Below are 24,872 nucleotides of genomic sequence, written 5' to 3' on the forward strand. Positions count from 1 at the left end.
CTTCGCTTCGCTCGCAATGACGTTACCCCACAATCCCGGCTGCCACCTGGCCGCGCAGTCTTTCAAGACTGTGCAGCGTGTTGGCGCAGGCTTCCGCGACCTCGATGCCCTTGATGACGAAATGTTTGCGGAAGAATTCGTGATGCACCGCGCTGTCGTGGAATTGCTGCGGCGTCAGCACCGCCGAGAATACTGGCACTTCGGTTCGCAGTTGCACGTCCATCAACGCCTTGATCACGGTATCGGCGACGAATTCGTGGCGGTAGATGCCGCCGTCGACCACGAGGCCTGCGGCCACGATCGCGGTATAGCGCCGCGTCTTGGCGAGCAGTTGCGCATGCAGCGGTATCTCGAACGAGCCCGGCACCTCGAACAGATCGAGCTGTGCGCGCGTGATATGGCGCGCCTCAATCTCGGCGAGGAAGGCGATGCGGCATTCCTCGACGACGTCACGGTGCCAGGATGACTGCACGAAGGCGACGCGCTGCGGCTTGACGAAGCGAGGATGCACCGGCGCCGGTGGACGCTCGGGCACGTCAGGAGCGACAATCGTTTCGGCTGTCTGGGGTTGGGATTGGACTTGGGGTTCTAGCAAGGTCTGATTCATGGCTTTCCTCTTTCAGGACCAGAATCAGGGCATACGGAACGACGTCAGCCCACGCGCAAATCTGCGAGGCCGCCGCAAACCGTTCTCTTTCATCCGGACTGTAACCGTCGGCTTCGGATTCACACCGAATCTGCTGACCCTTCTTCTCGGGAGAGAAGAAAGCGCTCGCGGGCTTGGGCTACGTCACCCTTACCGCCGGTGGGGATTTTCACCCCGCCCTGAGAACATCGGCCGCCCGGAATGGACGACCTGCCTCAAGGATATGACCAAGGCCGGGCCGTCAGCAAGCGCCTTTGGCATGGGGAATCGGCATGTCCCCATGCCGCCGAAACAGGGCGCGTGAAAGTGGAGCGCGGGCGTTTTACGTAAGCCGCGGCAATTAGGATGGTTCTCCGCAAACAGCGGGACGCTCAACATGAAACTTCTTCGCCGGGACTTTCTCGGGATTGCCGGTGCGAGAAAGCTGCGCGACGCCAGCGAATGGCGTTAACGCGCGATTTGCGAACGGTCTTTCGGCTATCGATGCCGGCCGAAACATTCACGAATCCTTAAAGCCGGCGCTCTACAGGTGACTATTACCCAACTCCAGATCGCCCGGGCGACGCACATGGAGCAAGCGTGACAAACGCCGCTGACGTTGCCGGCATGGATGCGGGAAAGCCCACGGATCGGGCTTGGCCGATGCCCATTCTTCGAACCAGCGTCCTGGCGCCGATCGCGATCGCGCTCGGATCGTTGCTGGCCGGCGCGATCTACACCTGGTTTGTCGGCGAAGACGTCAACTGGGACTGGCAGAACTATCACGAGTACAATGTCTGGGCCGTCATCACCGGCCGCTATGGCCTCGATGCCCTGCCCGCCGGCTTCCAGACCTATTTCAATCCAATCGTCTATTTTCCGGTTTACTACCTGCGCCACCTGCTGCCGCTGCCCTACGGGCTGATGATCATCGGCGCGGTGCACGGTCTCAATCTGCTGCTGATCTATTTCCTGATCCGCGTGCTGCTGCGGGAAGCGGCGACGGCGACCGCAATCGGGGCATCGATCCTGATCGCCGCGGTCGGGCCGATGACGCTTTCGGAAGTAGGCACTAGCTTCTCCGATATTCTCACCGCGCTTCCCATCGTTGCTGGCTGCATCCTGATCCTGTCGGCGGATGGATCGCGTTCTGGACGCTACGTTCTCGCCGGGCTCTTGATCGGGGCCGCCGTCGGGCTGAAGCTGACCAATGTCGTCTATGCGCTCGGCGCCGCGGCCGCCGTGCTCGCCGCAGGCCGGCCATTGGCGGCCACGCTGTGCCTCGGGGTCGGCGGCGCCGCGGGCGCGCTCGCAATGGGCGGCGCGTGGAGCCTGATGCTCTGGCGCGAGATGGGCAATCCGATCTTCCCGCTCTTTAACGGCGTGTTCCAGTCCCGGGAATTGGTCCCGATGAACATCATGGACTGGCAATTTCTGCCGAAGAGTTTCCTCGACGCGCTCGCCTATCCGTTCTATTGGCTCGTCGGCGACAACAGAAGCTCCGAGCATCCATTCCGCGATGCACGATTTGCAGTGGCGACGCTGCTGCTTCTGTTCGGCGTCGGCAGATCGCTCGTCGCCCGCGCTACGATCTTCACGCAACGCGATGTCCAGTTCCTGTTGTTCTTCATCGTCTCCTATGCGGCTTGGCTCGCGGTGTTTTCAATTCACCGCTACGCCATCGTGTTGGAGCTACTCTGCGCGCCGCTGGTGGTTCTGTTAATCGTCCGCTGTCTGGCCGGCCAGCCGGGATCGTCCTTCGCGGGTGCAACGTCACTGCGTTTGAATGCCCTGATGGCGGCGACGGCCCTGCTGATCGCATTGTGGTCGCAACCGGGCGACTGGTTCCGCCGCCCCTGGTCCAACCCATTCAATCCCGTCATCCCCCTGCAGCTTCAGCAGCCGGCGGTCTACCTTCTTGTCGACAAGCCGGTCGCCTACATCGCCCCGCGGCTCGCGCCACAGTCGCGGTTCTACCAGATCGCCGACATTGCCCTGCCGATCATGCCTGATGGCACGTTCGACCGCCGCATTCGCGCCGGACTGAACTCGCCGCTACCGGGCGGCGTATGGGAATTGCACATGCGCGGCAAACCGGTCCGCGAACAGTTGCTCGAGCGATACGGTTTGCGCGTCGATCCTTCCAGGCCGTGCGTTGATATCGAGGGCGCGCAGCTCGGAACCTCGATCGAGGCGTGTCCATTGGCTGCGCGCGAGAAGTAGGCGGCGGGTTTTGAACCGCCATCCGGCAAGAAGCTACCTCGCTCTCGAAGGCTGGGCGTTCCAAGCGCCGGCGAACGCGAAAAGGCCTTAACCATCCGTTAACCATTATGGCGGCAGGATTCGTTTGTTCCAGAATCCGATTCCGGTTTGTTCTCGTGTGACCCCGAACAGCTGTGGACGACGTCGCTTTGGCCTGTGGACGGACTCAGGGGTGAGTTGCGCGGATTCCGCAAATCACATCACTTGAGTTCGGCAGGCCCCGAGGACGAGCAGCGATCGGGGATTGCAGTCGGCGGCGCCCCTTGAGTTCGACGCGCGCCGTGCTCCGCGTGCGTATCAAAAGAATTCAAGAACAGGGTCGAGACGGCATGTCCCTCCTCGAAGGCATTATTGATTCCCAGAACAATCCGCTGGCGGTGGTCGAAGACATTGCCGCCAGCAACAACTGGGCGTTCGAGCGTTCCGGCGAAGACGAAGTCACCATCGTCTCCAAGGGCAACTGGACCGACTATCAGCTCTCCTTCACCTGGATGGCGGAGATCGAGGCGCTGCATCTGGCCTCAGCCTTCGACATGAAGATTCCGCCGGCGCGGCGCGCGGAAGTGCGGCGGCTGATCGCTGCGATAAACGAGCAATTATGGGTCGGCCATTTCGATATCTGGAACCACACCGGCATGATCATGTACCGGCAGGCGCTGGTGCTGCCGGGCGGGCTCACCGCCTCGACCGCGCAATGCGAGGTCATGCTGGCCGGCGCCATCCATGCCTGCGAGCGCTATTTCCCCGCATTCCAGTTCGTGGTCTGGGCCGGCAAAAGCGCGACCGAGGCCATGGCCGCGGCGATGTTCGATACCGAGGGCGAGGCCTGACTTCTCGGCTTGCTAAACTGTCATGCCCGGGCTTGACCCGGGCATCCATCACGAAAAAAGCACTTCTCTTGAGTCCGATGGATTGCCGGGTCTAGCCCGGCAATGACGGCTTTGTGCTTGTAGCGCTTCCCTGGCTTCACTAGAACCGGCTGCGGTTATGGGTCTCCGCGTCGGCGGGGACGACGCCTATACTTAGTGATGACGCCCATGAATACCACCAACGCACTTCAGAACCTTCACGGCACCATCGCGCTCGCCGGCGCCGGCAAGATGGGCGGCGCCATGCTGACGGGATGGCTGGCCGGCGGCCTCGACGCCAAACGCGTGATCGTGGTCGAACCCTCTCCGTCCGACGAAATCAAGGCGCTCGCTGCCAAGGGCATCCACCTCAATCCGAAGGACGCCGGCACTGCGGATACGCTGGTGGTGGCGGTCAAGCCGCAGACGTTCCGCGAAGCGGGCCCGGCGCTCAAGCGCCTCGTGGGACCGTCGACGCTCGTCGTCTCGATCATGGCGGGCACGACCATTGCGGCGCTGGAAGAAGTCTGCGGCGGCATGGTGGTGCGCGCCATGCCGAATACGCCGGCCGCGATCGGCCGCGGCATCACGGTCGCGGTGCCTGCGAAGAATGTCAGCGCGGCGCAACGCGCCACGGCCGACGCACTGCTGCGCGCCACTGGTTCGGTCGAATGGGTCGATGACGAAGCTCTGATGGATGCGGTGACCGCGGTGTCCGGCTCCGGCCCGGCCTACGTTTTCCTGCTCGCCGAGGAGCTCGCCCGCGCCGGCGTCGAGGCCGGCCTGCCAGCGGAGCTTGCGACCAGGCTCGCGCGCGAAACCGTCGCCGGCTCCGGCGAGTTGCTGCATCGCTCGGACCTCCCCTCGTCCACGCTGCGCCAGAATGTCACCTCGCCCGGCGGCACCACCGCGGCGGCGCTGGATGTGCTGATGGCCAAGGATGGACTGCAGCCGCTGATGATTCGCGCCATCGCTGCGGCGACGAAGCGCTCGAAGGAATTGGCGAAGTAGGCTTGTCGTTATCCTCATGGTGAGGAGGCGCACCGCGCCGTCTCAAACCATGAGGCCCGCGGCCCATCCTTCGAGACGCGCTACGCGCTCCTCAAGATGAGGTTGAGTGCGCGGGCGCGCGCCCCGTTATCCGGCCTTGAGCCGCTTCGTAAAACTCTCGCTGTTGACGAGGCCGCGGGCGTGGCGGCCGTCGCCGATCTTGCGCGCGCCTTCGAAAGCTTCGACCTCGAAGCGGATGACGCGGCGCTCAACTGCGACGACTTTTCCCGTGACGCGCACCGTGGCGCCGACCAGCGACGCGCCGAGGTGGCGGATATCGACTTCGGTTCCGACTGTGATCCAGCCCGGCTGAAGATGGCTTCTGATGGCATCGCTGGACGCCATCTCCATTTCCAGGATCATCATCGGCGTCGCATAGACCATCGGCATGCCAGGCACGAAATGCCCGACCGTGCGCTCGGGCGGCACGACCAGCGTGCGTTCGGCACTCATGCCGACCTTGATGAAGTCGCGTGCGTCCATGGATTGCTTCCGCAAAGCCGGTGTCGTCCCGGCCTTGAGCCGGGACCCATAACCCCAAATGTCCGGTTTTCAGCAAGCTGGGGCCGCAGTTCGGCACAGCATCAACATCGGTGGTTATGGGTCCCTGCTTTCGCAGGGACGACATCGGAGAGAGGCCGCGCTATTTCTGCATCGCCTTGCGCTCGACGAAGGTCTTGCCGCCCTTCATCTTGTGGGTGAGCGGCGCCTCGTTGATCTGGATCACGACGGCTTCCGCGTCGACGCCGAGATTCTTCACCAGCGCCTGGGTGATGTCGCGCATCATACCGACTTTCTGCTCCTCGGTGCGGCCGGCGGCCATGCTGATGGTGATCTCAGGCATCGGTATTGCTCCCTTTTGCTCTTGCTTATTCAGTAAACTGTCATTGCCGGCTTTAGCCGGCAATCCATCATTTTGGAGATGGATACGCGGGTCAAGCCCGCGCATGACGAAATCAGCTAACCCACTTCACGTCATGTCGCGCGAGTACCTCGCGCACCTTTGTGACGATCTCTCTCTCGGCGCAGGAAAACTGCGCGGGTCGCGTCTCGCGCCATTCTTGATTGGAAGCGATGGCGGCCGCGGCTTTCGCACCTTCGATCAGGTCCTTGATCTGAATCTCGCCGCGCGCTTTTTCATCCGACCCCTGGATGATCACGCAAGGTGAATTACGACGGTCGGCATATTTGAGCTGGTTGCCCATGCTCTTGGGGTTGCCGAGATAGAGCTCGGCGCGGATGTTCGCGTTGCGGAGCTCCGCAACCATCTTCTGGTAGTCGGAGATGCGATCGCGATCGAACACGGTGACCACAACGGGACCGAAATCGGGGCGCGTGTCAATTTTGCCGAGCATCGTCAGCGCCGCCTGCAAACGCGACACGCCGATCGAAAATCCTGTCGCCGGCACCGGCTCGCCGCGGAAACGCGAGACGAGGCCGTCGTAACGGCCACCGCCGCCGACCGAACCGAAGCGCACGGGGCGGCCCTTTTCGTCCTTGGTGTCGAGCAGGAGTTCGACCTCGTAGACGGGGCCGGTGTAGTATTCGAGGCCGCGCACGACGGAGGGGTCGATGCGAATGCGTCTGCTGCCGTAACCTGCAGCCGCGCATATCTCCATTATGCTCCTTAGCTCGTTGAGTCCCTCGCGGCCTGCATCGCTTGCGGCGGTCGTTTCGAGGCTATCCAGAACGGACGCGTTGTTGAAATAGCGCCCAGGATAACGGTCGTCAGTGAGTTCGTCTGACAAACGCCCGCCCTTGAGTGCGCGACGAGAAGCCGTCTGATCGGTATCGAAATTCTTGGCATCCCTAAGGTCTGCTAGGGACCAAGCTTCACCAGTAGCAACATAGTCCTTGATGCAGCTAAGTACGGCGTCGATCTGTGGTTCATTCAAACCAGCACCGCGGGTGAAATCGCCGCTTTCATCTTTGCGTCCCGGACCCAATAGGTCACGGACGCCAGCTTCGCCGAGGCGGTCCAACTTATCGATGGCTCGCAAGACCGTCAGGCGACGGACCGCATGCTCGGCTCCTTTGAGACCGCAGTCCTCCAAGACGCCATCAAGGATTTTACGGTTATTCACCTTCACGACATAGCTGCCGCGGGGAATGCCGAGCGCTTCCATCGTGTCGGCGGCCATCATGCACATCTCCGCATCCGCCGCTGGCGAAGCCGAGCCTACGGTATCCGCATCAAACTGCATGAACTGGCGGAAGCGGCCGGGGCCCGGCTTTTCGTTACGGTAGACGTAGCCCGCTCGGTAGCTGCGATACGGCTTCGGCAGCGCGTCGAAATTTTCCGCGACATAGCGCGCGAGCGGCGCGGTCAGGTCGTAGCGCAGCGAGATCCACTGCTCGTCATCGTCCTGGAACGAGAATACGCCCTCGTTCGGCCGGTCTTGATCGGGCAGGAATTTGCCGAGCGCGTCGGTGAACTCCATCGCCGGGGTTTCCACCGGCTCGAAGCCGTAGCGCTCATAGACTTCGCGGATTTTCTCGACCATCTGGCGCGTGGCCGCGATCGCGGCGGGCCCGCGATCTTCCAGCCCGCGCGGCAGCCGGGCTTTGAGTTTCTGGGGTTTTTTGGGTTTTTCAGCCATGGGCGGCGTTGGTAGCAGCAAGTGCCGCGTCGGGAAAGCCGGTTTTAGCTCCGAGGCGGCTAGCCAAACCGGGCGGCCGACCAGCCAGATTCCCTTATGGGGTCTCCAGCCGCGCGCGAAGTGCATCAGCGTCGGGCTTCGGCAACAATTTGAGCATCGGCCGGATGGTCTCGCCGCCGACGATCTTGCCGTTGCGTAAGAACATCCAGTCCGAGATGTCGGCCTCCTTGAACTCGGCCACTTCGCCCGCCTTCTTGTCAGGGAGATCACGCGGCGTATTGGCGAACTTTCCCGAATAGCGGCCGTCCGCGATCTTTTTCACATCGGCCATCCAGATGTGCTCGCCACTATTCCGTGGCGTCGGAAAGCGCACCTTGAGGGAGTGACCGGTCTCCGACGATTTCGGCGCTTCGTAGGACGCCCAGAACGTGGGCGTGGCCCGCGCCTTGGCGATCGCGGCATTCATTTCCGGATTGCCGGAGTTGATGTCGACGATCGGGGAGCGATCTTGCGCCCTGAGCTCCGACTTGGGCACGCCGAGCATCGCGAAGATCGTCGCGGCCGCGGCCAGGACGATGCTTTTGGAAACCTTTGAGCGGGTCGAGGTCATTGTCATCACTTCACCAGGCAGGGGCTATTCACGATCTGCGGATTGGTCGCGGTGAGTTGGTAGTGAGTTCATAGGTCCTGCAGTTGCACGCGCGGCGCGCAATGGCTCGATCTCTTCGTTCGAGTGCGCGGCTTACCCCTCTCCCCAACCCTCCCCGCAAGGGGGGAGGGAGCCTTATCAGTGTGCTCACCTCACATTTGCTCACAGTTGCCTCTCAACACCGGGTTAGGGACGCATTAGCGAGAGGGCTCCCTCCCCCCTTGCGGGGACCTTGCGGGGGAGGGTTGGGGGAGAGGGGTGCCGCTTGCTCCGCCGTCAGACGAACGCACGATAACCTTTTCAATCGCGCGGAAATGAGAGAGCGTGCCTGTCTTACGCCGCAGCCGCTTTCCCCTTCGGCTGCACCTCCGCGGTGTAATCGGCCATCAACTGCTCGGAAATCACACCGGGCGTGAACTTCCACTCCGCGATCTCGGAGACCGGCGTCACTTCCGCCGCGGTGCCGGTGATGAAGCACTCGGTGAATCCGGGAAGCTCCTCCGGCATGATGCGGCGCTCGATCACCTCGATGCCGCGGCGCTGCGCGAGATCGATCGCGGTGGCGCGGGTGATGCCGGCGAGGAAGCAGTCGGCGATCGGGGTGTGGATCTTGCCGTCCTTGATGAAAAAGATGTTGGCGCCAGTGCATTCGGCGACACGGCCCTGCCAGTCCAGCATCAACGCGTCAGCATAGCCCTGGCGCTCCGACTTGTGCTTGGAGATGGTGCAGATCATGTAGAGGCCTGACGCCTTCGCCAACGCTGGAATTGTCGCCGGATCAGGCCGCCGGTATTCGGCCATGCACATGCGGATGCCCTTCAGCTTCTCGGCCGGATCAAAGTAGCTCGGCCAGTTCCACGCGGCGATGGCGAGATGGATGGTGTTACTCGGCGCCGAGACGCCCATCATCTCCGAACCGCGCCAGGCGATCGGACGCAGATAGGCGTCGGGCAGATTGTTCTTGTCGATCACGAGCTGCTTGGCAGCATCGATCTCGGCCACGGAATAGGGAATCTCGAAATCGAGAATGTTGGCGGATATCTTTAACCGCTCGGAATGCTCCGTGCTCTTGAACACCTTGCCGCCATAGGCGCGCTCGCCTTCGAACACGCAGCTCGCATAGTGCAGGCCATGGGTGAGAACGTGGACGTTAGCGTCGGCCCACGGCACTAGCCTGCCGTCGTACCAGATGACGCCATCGATCTTGTCGAACGAAATTCCCATGGCTTCTCTCCCGATTGGGCGCATCAAATTCGCGCCTGAAACTCCCTGATCAATCTGCAGCCCATAGGCGCGCGCGTCGGCGCGACGCGCGGCAACAGCCCCGCGTTCGGGTTTAAGCAATGTGCTTGTTATGGAGCGGCGGAATGCATCCGCCGCCGGTCACATGACCTTTCGGATCCAGCCGTGCGGGTCCTCCGCGCGACCGTACTGGATGTCGACCAACTTCTTGCGCAGCCCCATGGCGACAGGGCCGGCCACGCCGCCGCTGATCTGGAAGTCACCGCTCGCGGAGCACACTTTGCCGATCGGCGAGATGACGGCCGCGGTGCCGCAGGCAAACGCCTCTTTCAGCTTTCCACTGGCGGCATCCTTGCGCCACTGATCGATCGTGTAGGGCTCCTCGCGCACGACCGTGCCGGCATCCCTGGCCAGCGCAATGATCGAATCGCGGGTGATACCCGGCAGGATTGTTCCGAGCGGCGGCGTCAGCAGAGAGCCGTCGTCGAACACGAAGAAGACGTTCATGCCGCCGAGCTCCTCGATATACCGGCGCTCGATTGCATCGAGGAAGACAACCTGATCGCAGCCGTGCTCGATAGCCTCGGCCTGCGCGCGCAGGCTCGCCGCGTAATTGCCGCCGCACTTGACCGCGCCGGTGCCGCCGATCGCGGCGCGCGTATAATTCTCCGACACCCAGATTGTCACTGGCGCCGGGCCGCCCTTGAAATAGGAGCCGACCGGAGAAGCGATCACGGCAAAAATGTATTCGGCTGACGGTTTGACGCCGAGAAATACCTCGTTCGCGATCATGAAGGGCCGCATGTAAAGGCTGCCCTCGCCGCCCGGTATCCAGGCGCTGTCGATGCGCACGACTTGCTCGACCGCTTCGATGAACAGCGCCTCGGGCAAGGGCGCCATGGCCATGCGCTCGGCCGAAGCGCGGAAACGGCGGGCATTGGCGTCGGGACGGAACAGGTTGACGCCGTTGTCGCGCTTGTAGGCCTTGAGACCCTCGAAAATCTCCTGCGCGTAGTGCAGCACGGCGGTGGCCGGATCGAGCGCGAAGTTCGCACGGGATTCGACGCGCGCGTCATGCCAGCCCTTGGCCTGGTTGTAGCGGATGATCGCCATGTGATCGGTGAAAATCCGGCCGAAGCCCGGGTCCACGAGCTTTGCCGCGCGCTCTTTCTCAGGAGTTGGACTAGCCGTCGGCTGGATGTCGAAATTCAAACTCATTCCCCTGCTTCCCGCTGCCGCACCAAGCGCGATTTCTGGCGCCGGCCCTCCCCCGAGGGCGTGCCGGCTGGTTAGGCCTGGACTTCACCACCACCGGCCCTGCGGCCGGTTTCCATCGCCGTCATGTCGGGTGAGGACATGCTTTTGCGGAATGCCGAAGTCCAGTATGTTTGCCGAAATGCCGCTCGACAATCGCACGGTAGTTCAATTTGGGGCCGTTGCCGCCATCGATGGCTTTTCCGGCTGCCTGACACGTGGCCCGGTTCGAAGCGACTTAAAGTTTCGTCGTGGCCGGCAGTTTTGTAACATTGAACCCAAGATATGTCAACATGACTGACATAAATTTCTCAAGGAGCGCCGCCCACCCTGATTCGCAGGGGGCCGCAGGCACCTACCCCGCCCCGCGCGCCGGCGAGATGCGCTGGGACATTATCGAGCTCCTGTTTTTCGCCTATCGCGACTTCGTCGGCGATGCGGACCAAGAGCTCGAGGCTTTCGGCTTCGGCCGAGCGCATCACCGAGTGATGCATTTCGTCTACCGCTACCCCGGCCTGAAGGTCGCCGACCTTCTGGACGTCCTGCGGATCACCAAGCAGTCGCTCGGGCGGGTGCTGAAGCAGTTGCTCGATGAGGGCTACATCATCCAGAAGACTGGCAATAACGACCGCCGGCAGCGCCTTCTTTACGCCACCGCGAAGGGCGAAGCGTTGGTGGCAAAGCTCGCAGGGTTGCAGACCGACCGCATCACCCGTGCGCTGCGGGACATCAATCCCGAAGGCGTCGCGGCGATCAGCCAGTTCCTGCGCGCGATGATCGATCGCGACGATCCTGACAAGGTCTTAGAGGCGATCTTCGGGACCGGCAGCAAGAAGCCGAGGGAGTGACCGTGGCGCAAGGAGCAACCATCGCGACAGCCACTGCGCGCGCGACGCGGCAACTGGCCGACGACGCCCCGCATCTGCTCCTGGTCGACGACGATCGCCGCATCCGCGATCTGTTGTCGCGGTTTCTGTCCGGCGAGGGCTATCGCGTCACGACAGCGTCCAGCGCGACCGACGCGCGGGCAAAGCTGCTCGGCCTGCATTTCGATCTCCTGATCCTCGACGTCATGATGCCCGGCGAAACCGGCTTCGATCTGGCGCGGTTCATCCGCACCTCATCCTCTGTGCCGATCATCATGCTGACGGCGCGCCATGAGGCGGAGGCGCGGATCGAAGGCCTGCAGATCGGCGCCGACGACTACGTCGCAAAACCGTTTGAGCCGCGCGAACTGGTCCTGCGCATCGGCAATATCCTCAAGCGGTCCGCTCCGCCGCCGATCGAGGCACTGGAGCAGATCGCGTTCGGCCCCTACATCTTTCATCTCGATCGCGGCGAGCTGCGTCAGGGCGAAGAGATCATTCACCTGACCGATCGCGAGCGCGAAATGCTGCGCATTCTCTCCGCCTGCCCCGGCGAGACCGTGCCGCGCGCGGCGCTGACCGGCGGCGGCACGGTCAACGAGCGCGCCGTCGACGTGCAGATCAACCGCCTGCGCCGCAAGATCGAACAGGATCCCGCCAATCCGCTGTTCCTGCAGGCGGTGCGCGGCATCGGCTACCGCCTGGTCGCGTCGCCCTGAGCAACTGATGAGCACGCTCGATACCGGTCTGACATTCATCCGCAATGCATCGCAACGCGTCTCCAAAGCCAATGGCTGGATGGGCAACGCGTTCAAAGGCTGGATGCCGACCGGCCTCTATGCCCGGGCGCTGCTGATCATGATCGTGCCGATGGTGATCCTGCAGACGGTGGTCGCGTTCGTGTTCATGGAGCGGCACTGGAATACGGTGACGCGGCGCCTGTCGGCGGCCGTGGTGCAGGACATCGCCAGCCTGATCGATGTCTACAAGGCTTTTCCGCAGGACAAGGATCGCGCGCAGCTCCGCCGCATCGGACAGCGGCTACAGCTCGTGGTCGATTTCCTTCCCGTCGGCGACATGCCGCAGCCCGGGCCAAAGCCGTTCTTCTCGCTGCTCGATCAGACCTTGTCGGTGCAACTCGGCCGTCAGATCGGCCGCCCGTTCTGGATCGACACCGTCGGCAAGTCCAATCTGGTTGAAATACGCATCCAGCTCGACGATGCCGTGATGCGCGTGTTCGCGCAGCGCAGCGCAGCCTACGCCTCCAATTCGGAAATTTTCATCTTCTGGATGCTCGGTACCTCCTCGATCCTGCTGATCGTCGCGGTGTTGTTCCTGCGCAACCAGATCAGGCCGATCCTGCGGCTGGCGGAAGCCGCCGAAAGTTTTGGCAAGGGCCGCGAGGTGCCGAACTTCCGGCCGCGCGGCGCGCGCGAGGTGCGGCAGGCGGCACAGGCGTTTCTGGAGATGAAAGCGCGCGTCGAGCGCTCGATCGATCAGCGCACCGCGATGCTGGCTGGCGTCAGCCACGATCTGCGCACAATCCTGACCCGCTTCAAGCTCGAGCTCGCGCTAATCGGCGACAGTCCTGAAGTCGACGGCATGCGCAAGGATGTCGACGAAATGTCTGGCATGTTGGAGGCCTATCTCGCCTTCGCGCGCGGCGACAGCGGCGAGGTGGCGCAACCGACCGACATGGCGCTGGCGCTGGAGGAGTTGCGCAGCGATGCCGAACGCCACGGCCATACTGCAACGGTGACGTTCCACGGCCTGCCGGTGGTGACGGTGAAGCCAGCCTCGTTCAAGCGCTGCATCGCCAACCTCGTCTCCAATGCCGCGCGCTATGCCAAGACGGTCGCCATCACTGGCCACCGCGATCATCGCTACCTGACGGTAACGGTCGACGACGACGGGCCCGGCATTCCCGTCAACATGCGCGAGGAAGTGTTCAAGCCGTTCCTGCGGCTCGACGACGCCCGCAATCAGGACGAGGGTGGCACGGGCCTGGGGCTCGCCATCGCCCGCGACATCGCCCGCTCACATGGCGGCGACATCACGCTCAGCGACAGCCCGTTGGGCGGATTGCGGGCTGCGGTCAGGGTGCCGGTGTAGTAACTCCCTCGTCCCGCAGCGCGCGGCTTTAGCGCAGTAAAGCGAGTCACTTCCCCGATTTCGGGATCAGCGCTTTCAGCTTTTCCATATCCTTGATGTTCATCTTCATGCCGCCGGGCATCATGATGTCGCCGGGCTTCTGGTCGGCCTTGCAGGCGCCGATCCATTTGGCCTCGATCGTCGTCGTGGTATTGCGCGGAGCGCCGGCAATGCCGCCCTCGCTATTCGAGGTCGATTTCACGGTGTAGGCGGAATTGAAGTCGCCAGTGATTTCGGCACGCGACTTGACCGTGATGCCGGCCATGCCGCAGACGGAATCGGTGACGTAGCCGGTCGCGGTCTTCTGGATGTCCTGCTTCGAGCAAATCTGCTTGGCCATGGGCGACATGGCGGTGCTCATGTCCTTGTCGGTGGTCTCATCGGTGCATTGCTGCATCGTCATATCGGGCGATGCCGAATCGGTGCTTACCACCTTCATCTCCCACAGACCGGCCTTGCGAACCGGCAGCTCCACGGCCTCGGCGCCACTGACCGGCAACAGGGCAAGCAGGCCCATGGCAGACCAGGACAAAAAAAGCAGTCGTCTCATGCGTGTGCTCCCCTGAACTTTTCAACGCTATCGTGCGCGCGCGAAGTGAACACACGCTTGGCGTGGCAAAAACATGTCCAGCCGGGGGAAAGCTGGTGGGCCGCGCTCGGTCTGGCGGCCGACCTCAGTAGAGCGTGCGCAGCGGCCGCTCGGCGGCGCCATAGGGCACCCAACGGCAGGCAAAGGAAACATAGCCGCCGTAATTGGGCTGCACGCCGAGGAATTTCACCACCTTGCCGTATCGGGCGCAGTGATCGACGGCGAGCTGGCGGGCATCGGCCTGCATCGCGAGCGGATGGGCGATGATGCCACCGGTATCGTTGCCCTTGAACGCCGGCACGGTGTCGATGTCCCACCACTGTGCCTGCGCCGGCGCACCCGCCAGCATTCCGCCCATGGCAATCAGGCTCGCAGCCACAATTCTTCGCATCGCAGACTCCGTTTCGCTTGAAGTCCACCATAGTGTGCGCCGATGGCCGTGAAAAGAATGGTTGCGGCACAGGGCGGGAGTTGGCCGTCAGGTGTTGCCGCGCTGCACTTGACCTCGTCAGGGCTTCGCGGCACCGTCCCGTGTGTTGGCTTACCGGCGGATTCCCATGCGCAACCTGTTCACATCCTTGAGAGCTCTTGGTCCGATGACGGCGGCGCTCGCCCTGCTGGTCTCCAGCCATGCCGCCCAGGCCGCCAATCCGCTGGAATTGAATTTCTGGCTGTCCGGGCCGCGCTACGACGGCCGCGTCGCCGAATGCGAGCGGGCGCTATCGACTATCGCGTATCAATTCCAGGAGAAGGAAGGCAAGTTCTGGAATTCGACGCTCGTGATTACCGGCTTTGGCCGGATCCATGAAACCGCGTTTCGGCCATGGCAGTCCGACAACATCCCGCGCCGGTACTGCAGCGGCGATGTGATGCTGAGCGACGGCAAGATGCGCACCGTGCACTACTCGATCATCGAGGATGGCGGCTTTGCCGGCTTCGGCCAGGGCGTCGAATGGTGCGTGACCGGGCTCGACCGCAACTGGGCCTATGGCCCCGGCTGCCGGGCCGCACGGCCCTGATTCCACCTCTTGCCGGCTGAGATGCGCTCGCTCGCGGCGGAATAATTTTGTTCTTGAAATGTTCCGGTTCCCTGCTAGGCTCCCCGGTAGCTGAGTAGAGGGGCGTCCGATGCATCAATCCAATATCATTTCACGGCTTCTGATTTCGCTGGCGTTTGTCCTCGTTTCCGCCGGGATGGCGGAAGCGCAGGACCGCCGGCAGAACGCGCCAGGCGAGTTCGATTTTTACGTCCTTGCGCTGTCATGGTCGCCCTCGTTCTGCGAGGCTGCCGCCGAGCGCGGCAATAGCGGACGCTCGCAGGTCCAATGCAGCCGTCCGTACTCGTTCGTGGTCCATGGGCTGTGGCCGCAATATGAGCGTGGCTTTCCCGAATATTGCCAACGTCCGGCACCGCGGCTCGACCGCAACATCATGACCTCGATGCTGGACCTCATGCCGGCGCCCGGCCTGATCTTCAACGAGTGGGACAAGCACGGCACCTGTTCGGGCCTTGGCGCCCGAGCCTATTTCGAGAACATCCGCAAGGCGCGCGCGGCGGTGAAGATTCCCGAGGAATTCTTGCAATTATCGGAAGAGAAGACCATCGCGCCCGGCGATCTCGAAGCGGCTTTCATCAAGATCAACCCGGGCCTCAGCAGTTCAGCGATCTCAGTGACCTGCTCGAGCCGGCGCCTGAGCGAGGTGCGGATCTGCATGAGCAAGGACATGCAATTCCGTGCCTGCGACGAAGTCGACCGCCGCGCCTGCCGGCGTGACGAGGTGGTGATGCCGCCGGTGCGCGGCAGCTGACGAACTATTCCGCCATGCCGAGCATGGCGCCCCCTTGCGCAGACGGCCTTGTCTGCGTTCCCGGCCATCCACGTCTTTATCGTCATCTGCAAGACACGTGGATGGCCGGATCCCACCTCCGCGCGAAGGATTCTTCGGCATATCGGCCTTGTATCCGAAGCGTTTGCGGGCAGGACAAGCCCGGCCCTGACGAGTAGAAGACAGTACGTCTTCTCCGATTGGTCAGCCGACTGCCATGAATTACCGACACGCCTTTCACGCCGGCGGTTTTGCCGACGTCATCAAGCACATCGTACTGGTGCGCATGCTGACCTATCTACAGGAAAAGCAGGCTGCATTTCGCGTCATCGATACCCATGCCGGCGCCGGGCGCTATGACCTCACCGCCGAGGAGGCACGCCGCGGCGGCGAATGGCTGACCGGCATTGCACGGGTGATGCAGTCGCGGTTTTCGGAAAAAGCGCTGCCGCTGCTGACCCCTTATCTCGATATCATCAGGGCCTTCAACGCACCGGGCAAGCTTGAGGCCTATCCCGGCTCGCCGCTGATTGCCCGTGCGCTGCTGCGGCCGCAGGACCGTCTCACGGCCTGCGAAATCGAGCCGGGTGCACGCCGCCAACTGATCGATGCGCTGCGCCGGGACAGCCAGGCGCGGGTGGTCGATCTCGACGGCTGGACGGCGCTGCCGGCCTTCGTGCCGCCCAAGGAGCGGCGTGGACTGGTGCTGATCGATCCCTCGTTTGAGCAGAAGGACGAATTCGAAAGGCTGGCGGGCGCATTTGCCGAGGCCTATGCGAAATGGCCGACCGGCAGCTATCTGATCTGGTATCCGGTGAAGAGCCGGCGCGCCACCGACACGCTGGCGCGCCTTGTCGCGGGCTCTGTCGCCGCCAGCCGGCCGGCCGGGAAATGCCTGCGGCTCGAATTCAGCGTCGCGCCGCAGGAGGCCGGCGGTCCCCTCGCCTCCACGGGCCTCTTGATCGTCAACCCGCCGTGGACGCTGGCGGGTGAACTGAAGATAATTCTACCCGAACTGGAAAAACCCCTCGGCCAAGGCGGGGCCGGCCGGTTCAGGCTGGAGACGCCCAAGCCCTGACGAGCCGGTGAATCGAGCCGGTGAATATTGCGAATCGCCGTAGGCAATTGGCGCAAAACCGTATTATGCTCAGGCCATTGGGACTGGCTTTACGTTCCGCTTCCGCGAATGGTTGCGGCGGAGTGATCAAGGCCGAATAAAAATCCAGGCTGATCGGCGACGTGACCCGACGGCTGAGGTGGCCAAGCTTCCGGCAGCGAATGTCCGGTCAGCCGATATGCGAGATGTATAGCGGCGGAGCAATACGGGGGAGGAGTTTCCCGATGGCCATGACTGGAACAGTCAAGTTCTTCAATGGAGAACGCGGCTACGGCTTCATCAAGCCCGATGATGGCGGCCGCGATGTGTTCGTGCACATCACCGCCGTCGAGCGGGCTGGATTGAAGGATTTGACAGAAGGACAGCGCATCACGTTCGAGGTTGAACCGGACAAGAAGGGCAAGGGTCCGAAGGCGGTCAACCTGGTTATTTCATCGTGAGCCAACGCTCGCGCTGAACGCGGACTGATTTTTGCCTGTAGAAAATTGACTGGCGCGGCGATGCCGCTCAGATCGTAGAAGCGTGCATGAGATGCCGCCCCCGTGCCGGAGCGTTCTGGAAAGAAACGCGTCGCGATCTCGGAGGGGCTGATAGCATCAACGCGGCTAGTATCCGTCTCCCTCGTCTTGGCGCATAACGGGCGCGGTGTCGAAATAGCTTTGCATGCGCTCCCAGCAGACGGAGAAGTTCGGCATCTGATGCGCGGCGCCGAGCGCGGCAAGCTCGGGCTGTCCGGTGTGCTTGATACCGTTCTGTCGCGGGCGCCGGTCCACAAAAAAATCCCGGCGGCTTGCTGCCGCCGGGAGGTGATAGCCCGCAGTTTCTTTGTTCTCAGAAGCGATAGTTCAAGCCGGCCCGGATCAGGCCGAACCGGTAACCGTTCGACGCCCCTGTAATGACGAAGTTGCTGTTGGCGAGATCAACATAGAGATATTCGATCTTGGCGCTCCAATTCCGATCAAGGCCCATTTCGGCGCCGGCGCCAAGTGTCCAGCCTGCATTGGTGTGCGATTCGGATAGGCCGAAGGTGGTGGCACGCAGCTCGCCGAATGCGATACCGCCGGTGCCAAAGAACATGACATTGTTGAACGCATAGCCGGCCCGGCCGCGTACCGTGCCAAACCACGGGTTGGAGAATTTCCACGGCGCGAAGGTCTCTTCGACGCCGGTGGCCTGGATATCACCTTCAAGACCGAACACAAACGATCCGTTCTGCCAATTGTAGCCGGCCTGAACGCCGCCAACGAAACCGGATGGCTTGGTTGGATTGTTGGCGACCGAGCCCCAGGCATAGCCGAGATTGACGCCGAGATAGGGACGGGCCCAGCTATCGGCACGGAACAGCGTGTTGTTGCCGGTTAAAGGTGCGCCCGATCCATAGAAGTCAGCCGCCCGTGCCGCCGTGGCCAAGCCTGCAGCGCTCAGGGCCAGCGCGGCCACCACGAACCTGCTCATCACGCAACTCCACGCAACTACCGCGACCATGCCGGGCAAGGCTGGCTGGTCACGGAACTCCACCGTTTTCGGTAAGATTTATCGAGAGTTTTAGGTTAAAGGGTTGCTAAGCCCGGTTGCTGCCCGCTCATCAGTCTTAACAATACGTTTACCCCGGGGGCCCTTCTCCCCGGCCAATGAGCGCGTCGCGGACGCTGGCGATGCTGCCGCGCACCGCTTAATTTAGGCCCATGGATCACGATTCTGCCGACCACCCAAAGCCCCCGCGCAAGGCGCGGCGGGGTTCCCAGCCGGATTTGCCGCCACAGGACCTCCCCGTCGCCGCCGACGTCGATCCTGCGACATCAGTCGCCGAGGAGGACGAGGAGGCACGCCTGCCGGAAGCGCCCGAGGAGCCAGCCGAGGCGATTGCCGAGGGACCGCTGGCGGTGGGCCACGCGGCGATCGAAAACGCGGTGCGGCTCGCGCCGACCTCGGCCGGCGTCTACCGCATGCTCAACGCCGCAGGCGACGTGCTGTATGTCGGCAAGGCGAAAAGCGTCCGCAAGCGGCTTGCGTCCTACGCCCGCGCCAACGCTCCGCTTCCGGCGCGCATCCTGCGGATGATCGCGGCAACGGTGACCGTCGAGATCGTCTCCACCACGACCGAGACCGAAGCGCTGCTGCTCGAAGCCAACCTGATCAAGCAGCTGCGGCCGCGCTTCAACGTGCAACTGCGCGACGACAAGTCGTTTCCCTACATCCTGATCACCGGCGACCACTGGGCGCCGCAAATCCTCAAACATCGCGGCGCGCAAACCAGGCCCGGTCGGTATTTCGGGCCGTTCGCATCCGCCGGCGCGGTCAACCGCACGATCACGGCGCTCCAGCGCGCCTTCCTGATTCGCTCCTGCACCGACGGCTTCTTCGAAAGCCGCACGCGGCCATGCCTGCTCTATCAGATCCGCCGCTGCTCGGGCCCCTGCACCCGCGAGATCGACTTTCCCGGCTATTCCGAACTGGTGCGCGAAGCGACCGACTTTCTGTCCGGCCGCAGCCACGCCGTGAAGGAATTGCTCGCGGCCGAAATGGAAAAGGCGTCGAACCAACTCGAGTTCGAGACCGCGGCGCTGTATCGCGACCGCCTCGCGGCGCTGTCGGCAATCCAGTCGCAACAGGGCATCAACCCGCGCACCGTGGAGGAGGCTGACGTGTTCGCCATCCATCAGGAAGGCGGCTATTCCTGCGTGGAGGTGTTCTTCTTCCGCACTGGCCAGAACTGGGGCAACCGCGCCTACTTCCCGCGCGCGGAGAAGTCGTTCACGCCGGAGGAAGTGCTGGCCTCGTTCCTTGCGCAATTCTATGACGACAAGCCGCCGCCGAGACTCATCCTGCTGTCGCATGAGATCGAGGAATCGGCGCTGCTTGCCGACGCGCTGTGCGTGAAGGCTGGTTACAAGGTCGAAGTGTCCGTGCCGAAGCGCGGCGAGAAAAAAGAATTGGTCGCGCACGCGCTGACCAATGCGCGCGAGGCGCTCGGCCGCAAGCTCGCCGACACCGCGACGCAGAGCCGGCTACTGGAATCGATGGCCGCTACGCTCGGGTTGCCGCAGGTGCCCAAGCGCATCGAGGTCTACGACAACAGCCACATCCAGGGCACCAACGCCGTGGGCGCGATGATCGTGGCGGGGCCGGATGGTTTCATCAAGAACCAGTACCGCAAGTTCAACATCAAGTCCGAGGGACTGACGCCCGGCGACGACTACGCGATGATGCGCGAGGTGCTGGAGCGGCGCTTCAAGCGCCTTCTGAAGCCGCCGGAGGGCGACATCGCCAAGTCGAAGGCCGACGATGATTCGTTTCCGCAATGGCCCGACCTCGTCATCATCGATGGCGGCCGCGGCCAGCTCAACGCGGTCAAGGAAATTTTTAAAGGGCTCGGACTTGACCAGGTCTCCCTTATGGCCGTGGCAAAGGGCCCGGACCGCGACGCCGGACGGGAGACCCTGTTCATGCCGGACCGCGAAGCCATCAAGCTCGAACCGCGCGATCCCGTGCTGTATTTCATCCAGCGGCTGCGCGACGAGGCGCATCGCTTCGTGATCGGCTCGCACCGCAAACTGCGCAAAAAGGACATCAGGGAAGCCGGTCTGCAGGAAATTCCAGGCATCGGACCGTCACGCAAACGTGCCTTGCTGCATCACTTCGGAACGTTGAAGGAGATCGAGCGGGCTTCGATTGCGGACCTTGGCAAGGTTCCGGGCGTTAGCGCGGAAAGCGCCCGCAAGATCTTCGAATTTTTCCATGCGCAGCCGGGTTAAGGGGACTTCGGGCCGGAAAGCATGTCATTTGGGCGTCGCCTGCGACAGATGATCTAAGTCCGCATGGTTGACCTTCACGCTCCAGCGGTATTGGTAAGACGGATGAACATCGCAACAACCAGGGGACAGGCCAAAACCCTGTCCATACCGAATATCCTGACCTACGCCCGCATTGCCGCCATTCCGGTGGTAGTCGGCTGCGTTTATGCCCAATCCATCCTGGACGGTCCGCTTTGGCTGCGCTGGGTGGCTTTGGCCGTTTTCATTGCCGCCGGCGTCACTGATTACCTCGACGGCTATTATGCCCGGATCTGGGACCAGCAATCGGCCTTCGGACGGATGCTCGATCCGATCGCCGACAAGCTCTTGGTGGCGTCGTGCCTGTTGATGCTCGCGGCCGACAACTCGATCCATGGCTGGACCCTGTGGGCGGCCATTGTGATCCTGTGCCGCGAGATCCTGGTGTCGGGCCTGCGCGAATATCTGGCTGCGCTGCGGGTCAGCGTGCCCGTGACAAAGCTCGCGAAATGGAAGACCGCGATCCAGCTGGTCGCGATCGGCTTCCTGATTGCAGGCGAAGCGGGCGAGCAGCTGTTTGCCGCAACCACCCTGATTGGCATCATCCTGCTGTGGATGTCGGCGATCTTCACGATCTACACCGGCTATGATTATTTCCGCGCCGGCATCCATCACCTTATCAAGGAGGATGAGGGATGAAGGTCAAATATTTCGCCTGGGTACGTGAACGGATCGGCGTGGCGGAGGAGACCGTCGAGCCGCCGGCCGACGTGCGCACGGTGAACGATTTGATTGGCTGGCTTTCCCGGCGCGGCGAGGCTTACGCCCATGCCTTCGAAAAGCCGAAGGTGATCCGCGCCGCGATTGACCACGCCCATGTCAAGCCGGATGCCGTCATCACCGGCGCGCGCGAGATTGCGTTTTTTCCGCCGATGACCGGCGGTTGACCTCAACCATGTCCGTCACCGCGACCATCCACATCCAGGAAGGCGACTTCGATGTTGCGCAGGAGATCGCAGCCCTCACCCGTGGTCGGACCGATATCGGCGCCGTCGTCACGTTCAGCGGCATCTGTCGCGGCAGCGAGAACGGCGCGCCGATCGCGGCATTGATGCTTGAGCATTATCCCGGCATGGCGGAGGCCGAGATCGGACGCCACGCCGACGAGGCGCTGTCGCGCTGGCCGTTGCAGGCTCTCACCATCATTCATCGCTTCGGCCGCATTGCACCGGGCGAAAACATCGTGCTGGTGGTGACCGCCTCGGCGCATCGCCAGGCGGCCTTTGAAGCAGCGGAATTCCTGATGGACTATCTGAAGACCAGCGCACCATTCTGGAAGCGCGAGGAAAGCGAAAAGGGTGCGAGCTGGGTCGAGGCGCGCGATCATGACGACGCAGCCGCCGCGCGCTGGACCAAATCCTGATGGCTAAAGCCAAGAAAGCGGCCGCAAGGCGCGGCGCCAGCCAAACGAAACTGCCCAAGGTAGGCACTGGCGAATTGCTGACGCTGCTCGACTTCGTCCGCTACGCCGTCAGCCGCTTCAATGAGGCCGGGCTGGTATTTGCGCACGGCACCACCGATCCGGTCGCCGAGGCCGCCTTCATCGTCTGCGAGACGCTGCACCTGCACCCCGACCAGTTCGAATCTTTCGCGACCGCGCGGGTCACCGCGGCCGAAGGCAGGAAAATTCTTGACCTGATCGCGCGCCGCGTCACGACGCGAAAGCCCGCCGCCTACCTCGTCAACAAGATCTACATGCGCGGCCTCCCCTTCTATGTCGACGAGCGCACCATCGTGCCGCGCTCCTTCATCGGCGAATTGCTCGATCAGCATTTCGGCGGCGACGAAGAAGCCGGCTCGCTGATTTCGGCCCCGCTCGCAGTGGAGAGCGTGCTCGACCTCTGCACCGGCTCGGGCTGCCTTGCCATTCTGGCCAGCCGGAATTTTCCCAACGCCCAAATCGACGCGGTGGATATTTCAAAGGATGCGCTCGAGGTCGCCGCGCGCAATGTCGGCGATTATGGCCTGCAGGATCGCCTCACGCTCTATCGCGGCGATCTGTTCAAGCCGCTTGATGGCAAGCGCTACGACCTCATCATTTCCAATCCACCCTATGTCGATGCGGAAGGAATGGCCGGACTGCCGCGCGAATGCCGCGCTGAACCGAAGCTTGCCTTCGACGGCGGCGCCGACGGGCTTGACGTGGTCCGCCGCATACTCGACGAGGCGGCCGCGCACCTGACGCCGCAGGGCGGGCTATTATGCGAGATCGGCCGCTGCCGCCCGCAGCTCGAGGCCGCCTATCCGCACCTGCCGCTGCTCTGGCTCGATACCGAGGATTCTGAGGGCGAAGTATTCTGGATAGCCGCGGCCGATCTCTGAATCGTTGAGATTGCGCGCAAATATTACGGCGTGCCGGCGTTCCCGTTGAGGGGCGAAACTGATAGTTTGGCGTTAGCCCAACGCTCAAAACATCAAAGAGGCCGCCCCATGCTGGACAAGAGCCCCCGCCCGACTTCCGTCAACGTTCCGAACGACCTCGCCGCGCACTGGATGCCGTTCACCGCGAACCGGGCGTTCAAGAAGAATCCGCGACTGCTCGCCGGCGCCAAAGACATGCACTACTTCACCGTCGACGGCCGCACGTTGATCGATGCCGCCGCGGGCATGTGGTGCACCAATGCCGGCCACGGCCGCACGCAAATTTCGGACGCCATCGCCAAGATGGCAGCGACGCTGGACTATGCCCCGCCGTTCCAGTTCGGCATTCCGCAGGCGTTCGAACTTGCGAGCCGCATCGCCGAGCTGGCGCCGAAAGGCCTCGACCATGTGTTCTTCTGCAACTCCGGCTCGGAGGCGGCGGATACTGCGCTGAAGATCGCGCTGGCCTATCACCAGATCAACGGCCAGGGCGGCCGTTCGCGCCTGATCGGCCGGGTGCGCGGCTATCACGGCGTCGGCTTCGGTGGCACATCCGTCGGCGGCATCGTTGGCAACCGCAAGATCTTCGGCTCGCTCTTGTCAGGCGTCGACCATCTACCGGCGACCTACGACCGCGAGAAGCAAGCGTTCACCAAGGGTGAGCCGGAATACGGCGCACATTTCGCCGATGCGCTGGAGGACCTCGTCAACCTGCATGGCACCAACACCATCGCCGCCGTGATCGTCGAGCCGATGGCAGGATCGACCGGCGTGCTGGCAGCGCCGAAGGGTTATCTCAAGCGGCTGCGCGAGATCACCCAGAAGCACGGCATCCTCCTGATCTTCGACGAGGTGATCACCGGCTTCGGCCGGCTCGGCTTTGCCTTTGCCGCCGAGCGCTACGGCGTGCTGCCTGACATGATCACCTTCGCCAAGGGCGTTACTAATGGCGCAGCCCCGATGGGCGGTGTGGTGGTGCGCGACACCATCCATGACGCCTTCATGACTGGTCCCGAGCACATCGTCGAGCTGACGCATGGCTACACCTATTCGGCGCATCCGCTGGCCTGCGCCGCGGCCCTTGCCACGCTCGACATCTACCGCGACGAGAAGCTGTTCGAGCGGGCCAACAAGCTCGAATCCAAGTTCGCTGACGCCGTGATGTCGCTGAGGGACCAGCCCAATGTGCTTGATATCCGCACCATAGGTTTGACGGCCGGGATCGACCTTGCACCGTCTGCCGACGGGGTGGGCAAGCGGGGCTTTGCCGGGCTCAACAGCGCCTTCCACGACCATGACATCATGCTGCGCGCCGTCGGCGACACGCTGGCGCTGACCCCGCCCCTGATCGTCACCGAGGACCAGATCGGCGAGATCGTGGACAAGGTCGGGAAGGTGATCCGCGCGGTCGCGTAGGCGTCCTCGCGCGCCGGCCTTGAGCCGGGGCCCATCTCTCCTCCTGCCGATCCTTGACATGTGTCCCGGCTCCTGATGCGCAATTGCGCATAAGGGCCGGGACACGGAACACGCACGCGGCCGGCACCGCATTTCCAGTTCCGACCGTGTCCAAAGAACACTAGCTTTGCGAATCAACATTG

General features: G+C 62.9%; 27 protein-coding genes and 1 riboswitch. Of the genes, 16 read left to right on the top strand and 11 right to left on the bottom strand.

Annotation, left to right across the window (positions count from 1 at the left end; all coding sequences use genetic code 11):
- Positions 1–22: 22 nt before the first annotated feature.
- The gene (locus tag J6524_RS07675; RefSeq protein WP_225669767.1) at positions 23–607 is read right to left on the bottom strand and encodes a 6,7-dimethyl-8-ribityllumazine synthase; all 585 of its coding nucleotides are present in this window, start codon (positions 605–607) and stop codon (positions 23–25) included.
- 77 nt (positions 608–684) lie between these two features.
- Positions 685–837, bottom strand: a riboswitch (FMN riboswitch).
- A gap of 451 nt (positions 838–1,288) precedes the next feature.
- On the opposite strand from J6524_RS07675, the gene J6524_RS07680 reads away from it, so the two are divergent.
- From J6524_RS07680 to proC, 3 genes are all read left to right on the top strand, one after another.
- Positions 1,289–2,848, top strand: a complete 1,560-nt coding sequence (locus J6524_RS07680; RefSeq protein ID WP_225669768.1) for a glycosyltransferase family 87 protein — start codon at positions 1,289–1,291, stop codon at positions 2,846–2,848.
- 368 nt (positions 2,849–3,216) lie between these two features.
- Complete coding sequence (locus J6524_RS07685) at positions 3,217–3,717, top strand: type III secretion system chaperone family protein (RefSeq protein WP_225669769.1); 501 nt, start codon at positions 3,217–3,219, stop codon at positions 3,715–3,717.
- A 207-nt stretch (positions 3,718–3,924) separates the two neighbouring features.
- Complete coding sequence (gene proC, locus J6524_RS07690) at positions 3,925–4,746, top strand: pyrroline-5-carboxylate reductase (RefSeq protein ID WP_225669770.1); 822 nt, start codon at positions 3,925–3,927, stop codon at positions 4,744–4,746.
- A gap of 126 nt (positions 4,747–4,872) precedes the next feature.
- On the opposite strand, the gene J6524_RS07695 is transcribed toward proC, so the two are convergent.
- From J6524_RS07695 to J6524_RS07720, 6 genes are all read right to left on the bottom strand, one after another.
- The gene (locus tag J6524_RS07695; RefSeq protein WP_225669771.1) at positions 4,873–5,268 is read right to left on the bottom strand and encodes a thioesterase family protein; all 396 of its coding nucleotides are present in this window, start codon (positions 5,266–5,268) and stop codon (positions 4,873–4,875) included.
- Positions 5,269–5,428: 160 nt separating this feature from the next.
- Positions 5,429–5,629: a tautomerase family protein gene (locus J6524_RS07700; RefSeq protein ID WP_057842245.1), complete on the bottom strand. Its 201-nt coding sequence runs from the start codon at positions 5,627–5,629 to the stop codon at positions 5,429–5,431.
- A gap of 112 nt (positions 5,630–5,741) precedes the next feature.
- Positions 5,742–7,511, bottom strand: coding sequence for a histidine--tRNA ligase (hisS, locus tag J6524_RS07705; RefSeq protein WP_376711985.1), 1,770 nt, complete (start codon positions 7,509–7,511; stop codon positions 5,742–5,744).
- Complete coding sequence (locus J6524_RS07710; protein WP_225669773.1) at positions 7,480–7,995, bottom strand: YegJ family protein; 516 nt, start codon at positions 7,993–7,995, stop codon at positions 7,480–7,482. Before J6524_RS07710 ends, hisS begins: the two co-directional genes overlap by 32 nt.
- 372 nt (positions 7,996–8,367) lie before the next feature.
- A complete protein-coding gene (locus tag J6524_RS07715; RefSeq protein ID WP_225669774.1) occupies positions 8,368–9,258 on the bottom strand; it encodes a branched-chain amino acid aminotransferase in 891 nt (296 codons plus the stop codon).
- 159 nt (positions 9,259–9,417) lie between these two features.
- Positions 9,418–10,494, bottom strand: a complete 1,077-nt coding sequence (locus J6524_RS07720) for a branched-chain amino acid aminotransferase (RefSeq protein ID WP_225669775.1) — start codon at positions 10,492–10,494, stop codon at positions 9,418–9,420.
- Between the two features lie 329 nt (positions 10,495–10,823).
- On the opposite strand from J6524_RS07720, the gene J6524_RS07725 reads away from it, so the two are divergent.
- The 3 genes from J6524_RS07725 to J6524_RS07735 are packed head-to-tail and all read left to right on the top strand — an operon-like array spanning position 10,824 to position 13,508.
- On the top strand, positions 10,824–11,378 hold the full coding sequence (locus J6524_RS07725; protein WP_225669776.1) for a MarR family winged helix-turn-helix transcriptional regulator: 555 nt from the start codon (positions 10,824–10,826) through the stop codon (positions 11,376–11,378).
- Positions 11,379–11,380: 2 nt separating this feature from the next.
- Positions 11,381–12,115 carry a response regulator gene (locus tag J6524_RS07730; RefSeq protein ID WP_225669777.1) on the top strand — a complete coding sequence of 245 codons (735 nt, stop codon included), beginning with the start codon at positions 11,381–11,383 and terminating at the stop codon, positions 12,113–12,115.
- 7 nt (positions 12,116–12,122) lie between these two features.
- Entirely contained in the window at positions 12,123–13,508 is a 1,386-nt protein-coding gene (locus tag J6524_RS07735) for an ATP-binding protein (protein WP_225669778.1), read from the top strand.
- Positions 13,509–13,554: 46 nt separating this feature from the next.
- On the opposite strand, the gene J6524_RS07740 is transcribed toward J6524_RS07735, so the two are convergent.
- On the bottom strand, positions 13,555–14,097 hold the full coding sequence (locus J6524_RS07740; RefSeq protein WP_225669779.1) for a DUF3617 domain-containing protein: 543 nt from the start codon (positions 14,095–14,097) through the stop codon (positions 13,555–13,557).
- A gap of 124 nt (positions 14,098–14,221) precedes the next feature.
- Positions 14,222–14,527: a hypothetical protein gene (locus J6524_RS07745; protein ID WP_225669780.1), complete on the bottom strand. Its 306-nt coding sequence runs from the start codon at positions 14,525–14,527 to the stop codon at positions 14,222–14,224.
- A gap of 166 nt (positions 14,528–14,693) precedes the next feature.
- On the opposite strand from J6524_RS07745, the gene J6524_RS07750 reads away from it, so the two are divergent.
- The 4 genes from J6524_RS07750 (at position 14,694) to J6524_RS07765 (ending at position 17,520) form a co-directional block, all read left to right on the top strand.
- Positions 14,694–15,155 carry a hypothetical protein gene (locus J6524_RS07750; RefSeq protein WP_225669781.1) on the top strand — a complete coding sequence of 154 codons (462 nt, stop codon included), beginning with the start codon at positions 14,694–14,696 and terminating at the stop codon, positions 15,153–15,155.
- A 109-nt stretch (positions 15,156–15,264) separates the two neighbouring features.
- Entirely contained in the window at positions 15,265–15,945 is a 681-nt protein-coding gene (locus J6524_RS07755) for a ribonuclease T2 family protein (RefSeq protein WP_225669782.1), read from the top strand.
- 235 nt (positions 15,946–16,180) lie between these two features.
- Positions 16,181–17,041, top strand: a complete 861-nt coding sequence (locus tag J6524_RS07760) for a 23S rRNA (adenine(2030)-N(6))-methyltransferase RlmJ (RefSeq protein ID WP_225669783.1) — start codon at positions 16,181–16,183, stop codon at positions 17,039–17,041.
- A 263-nt stretch (positions 17,042–17,304) separates the two neighbouring features.
- Positions 17,305–17,520, top strand: coding sequence for a cold-shock protein (locus J6524_RS07765; RefSeq protein ID WP_028350729.1), 216 nt, complete (start codon positions 17,305–17,307; stop codon positions 17,518–17,520).
- 165 nt (positions 17,521–17,685) lie between these two features.
- On the opposite strand, the gene J6524_RS07770 is transcribed toward J6524_RS07765, so the two are convergent.
- Both J6524_RS07770 and J6524_RS07775 read right to left on the bottom strand, forming a co-directional pair.
- Positions 17,686–17,853: a hypothetical protein gene (locus J6524_RS07770; protein WP_225669784.1), complete on the bottom strand. Its 168-nt coding sequence runs from the start codon at positions 17,851–17,853 to the stop codon at positions 17,686–17,688.
- 58 nt (positions 17,854–17,911) lie between these two features.
- The gene (locus J6524_RS07775) at positions 17,912–18,535 is read right to left on the bottom strand and encodes an outer membrane protein (RefSeq protein WP_225669785.1); all 624 of its coding nucleotides are present in this window, start codon (positions 18,533–18,535) and stop codon (positions 17,912–17,914) included.
- Positions 18,536–18,765: 230 nt separating this feature from the next.
- Here J6524_RS07775 and uvrC point away from each other — a divergent pair, with 230 nt between their 5' ends.
- The 6 genes from uvrC (at position 18,766) to aptA (ending at position 24,690) form a co-directional block, all read left to right on the top strand.
- Positions 18,766–20,835, top strand: coding sequence for an excinuclease ABC subunit UvrC (uvrC, locus tag J6524_RS07780; RefSeq protein ID WP_225669786.1), 2,070 nt, complete (start codon positions 18,766–18,768; stop codon positions 20,833–20,835).
- Positions 20,836–20,937: 102 nt separating this feature from the next.
- Positions 20,938–21,552, top strand: a complete 615-nt coding sequence (gene pgsA, locus J6524_RS07785) for a CDP-diacylglycerol--glycerol-3-phosphate 3-phosphatidyltransferase (protein WP_225669787.1) — start codon at positions 20,938–20,940, stop codon at positions 21,550–21,552.
- A complete protein-coding gene (gene moaD, locus J6524_RS07790) occupies positions 21,549–21,800 on the top strand; it encodes a molybdopterin converting factor subunit 1 (protein WP_225669788.1) in 252 nt (83 codons plus the stop codon). The genes pgsA and moaD overlap by 4 nt, the downstream gene beginning before the upstream one ends.
- An 8-nt stretch (positions 21,801–21,808) precedes the next feature.
- Positions 21,809–22,276, top strand: a complete 468-nt coding sequence (locus J6524_RS07795) for a molybdenum cofactor biosynthesis protein MoaE (protein WP_225669789.1) — start codon at positions 21,809–21,811, stop codon at positions 22,274–22,276.
- Complete coding sequence (prmB, locus tag J6524_RS07800; RefSeq protein WP_225669790.1) at positions 22,276–23,235, top strand: 50S ribosomal protein L3 N(5)-glutamine methyltransferase; 960 nt, start codon at positions 22,276–22,278, stop codon at positions 23,233–23,235. Before J6524_RS07795 ends, prmB begins: the two co-directional genes overlap by 1 nt.
- Before the next feature lie 108 nt (positions 23,236–23,343).
- Positions 23,344–24,690, top strand: coding sequence for an omega-aminotransferase AptA (gene aptA, locus J6524_RS07805; protein WP_225669791.1), 1,347 nt, complete (start codon positions 23,344–23,346; stop codon positions 24,688–24,690).
- The last annotated feature ends 182 nt before the right edge of the window (positions 24,691–24,872 follow it).

This window comes from Bradyrhizobium hereditatis, assembly GCF_020329435.1.
In the GTDB taxonomy this organism is placed as follows: domain Bacteria; phylum Pseudomonadota; class Alphaproteobacteria; order Rhizobiales; family Xanthobacteraceae; genus Bradyrhizobium; species Bradyrhizobium hereditatis.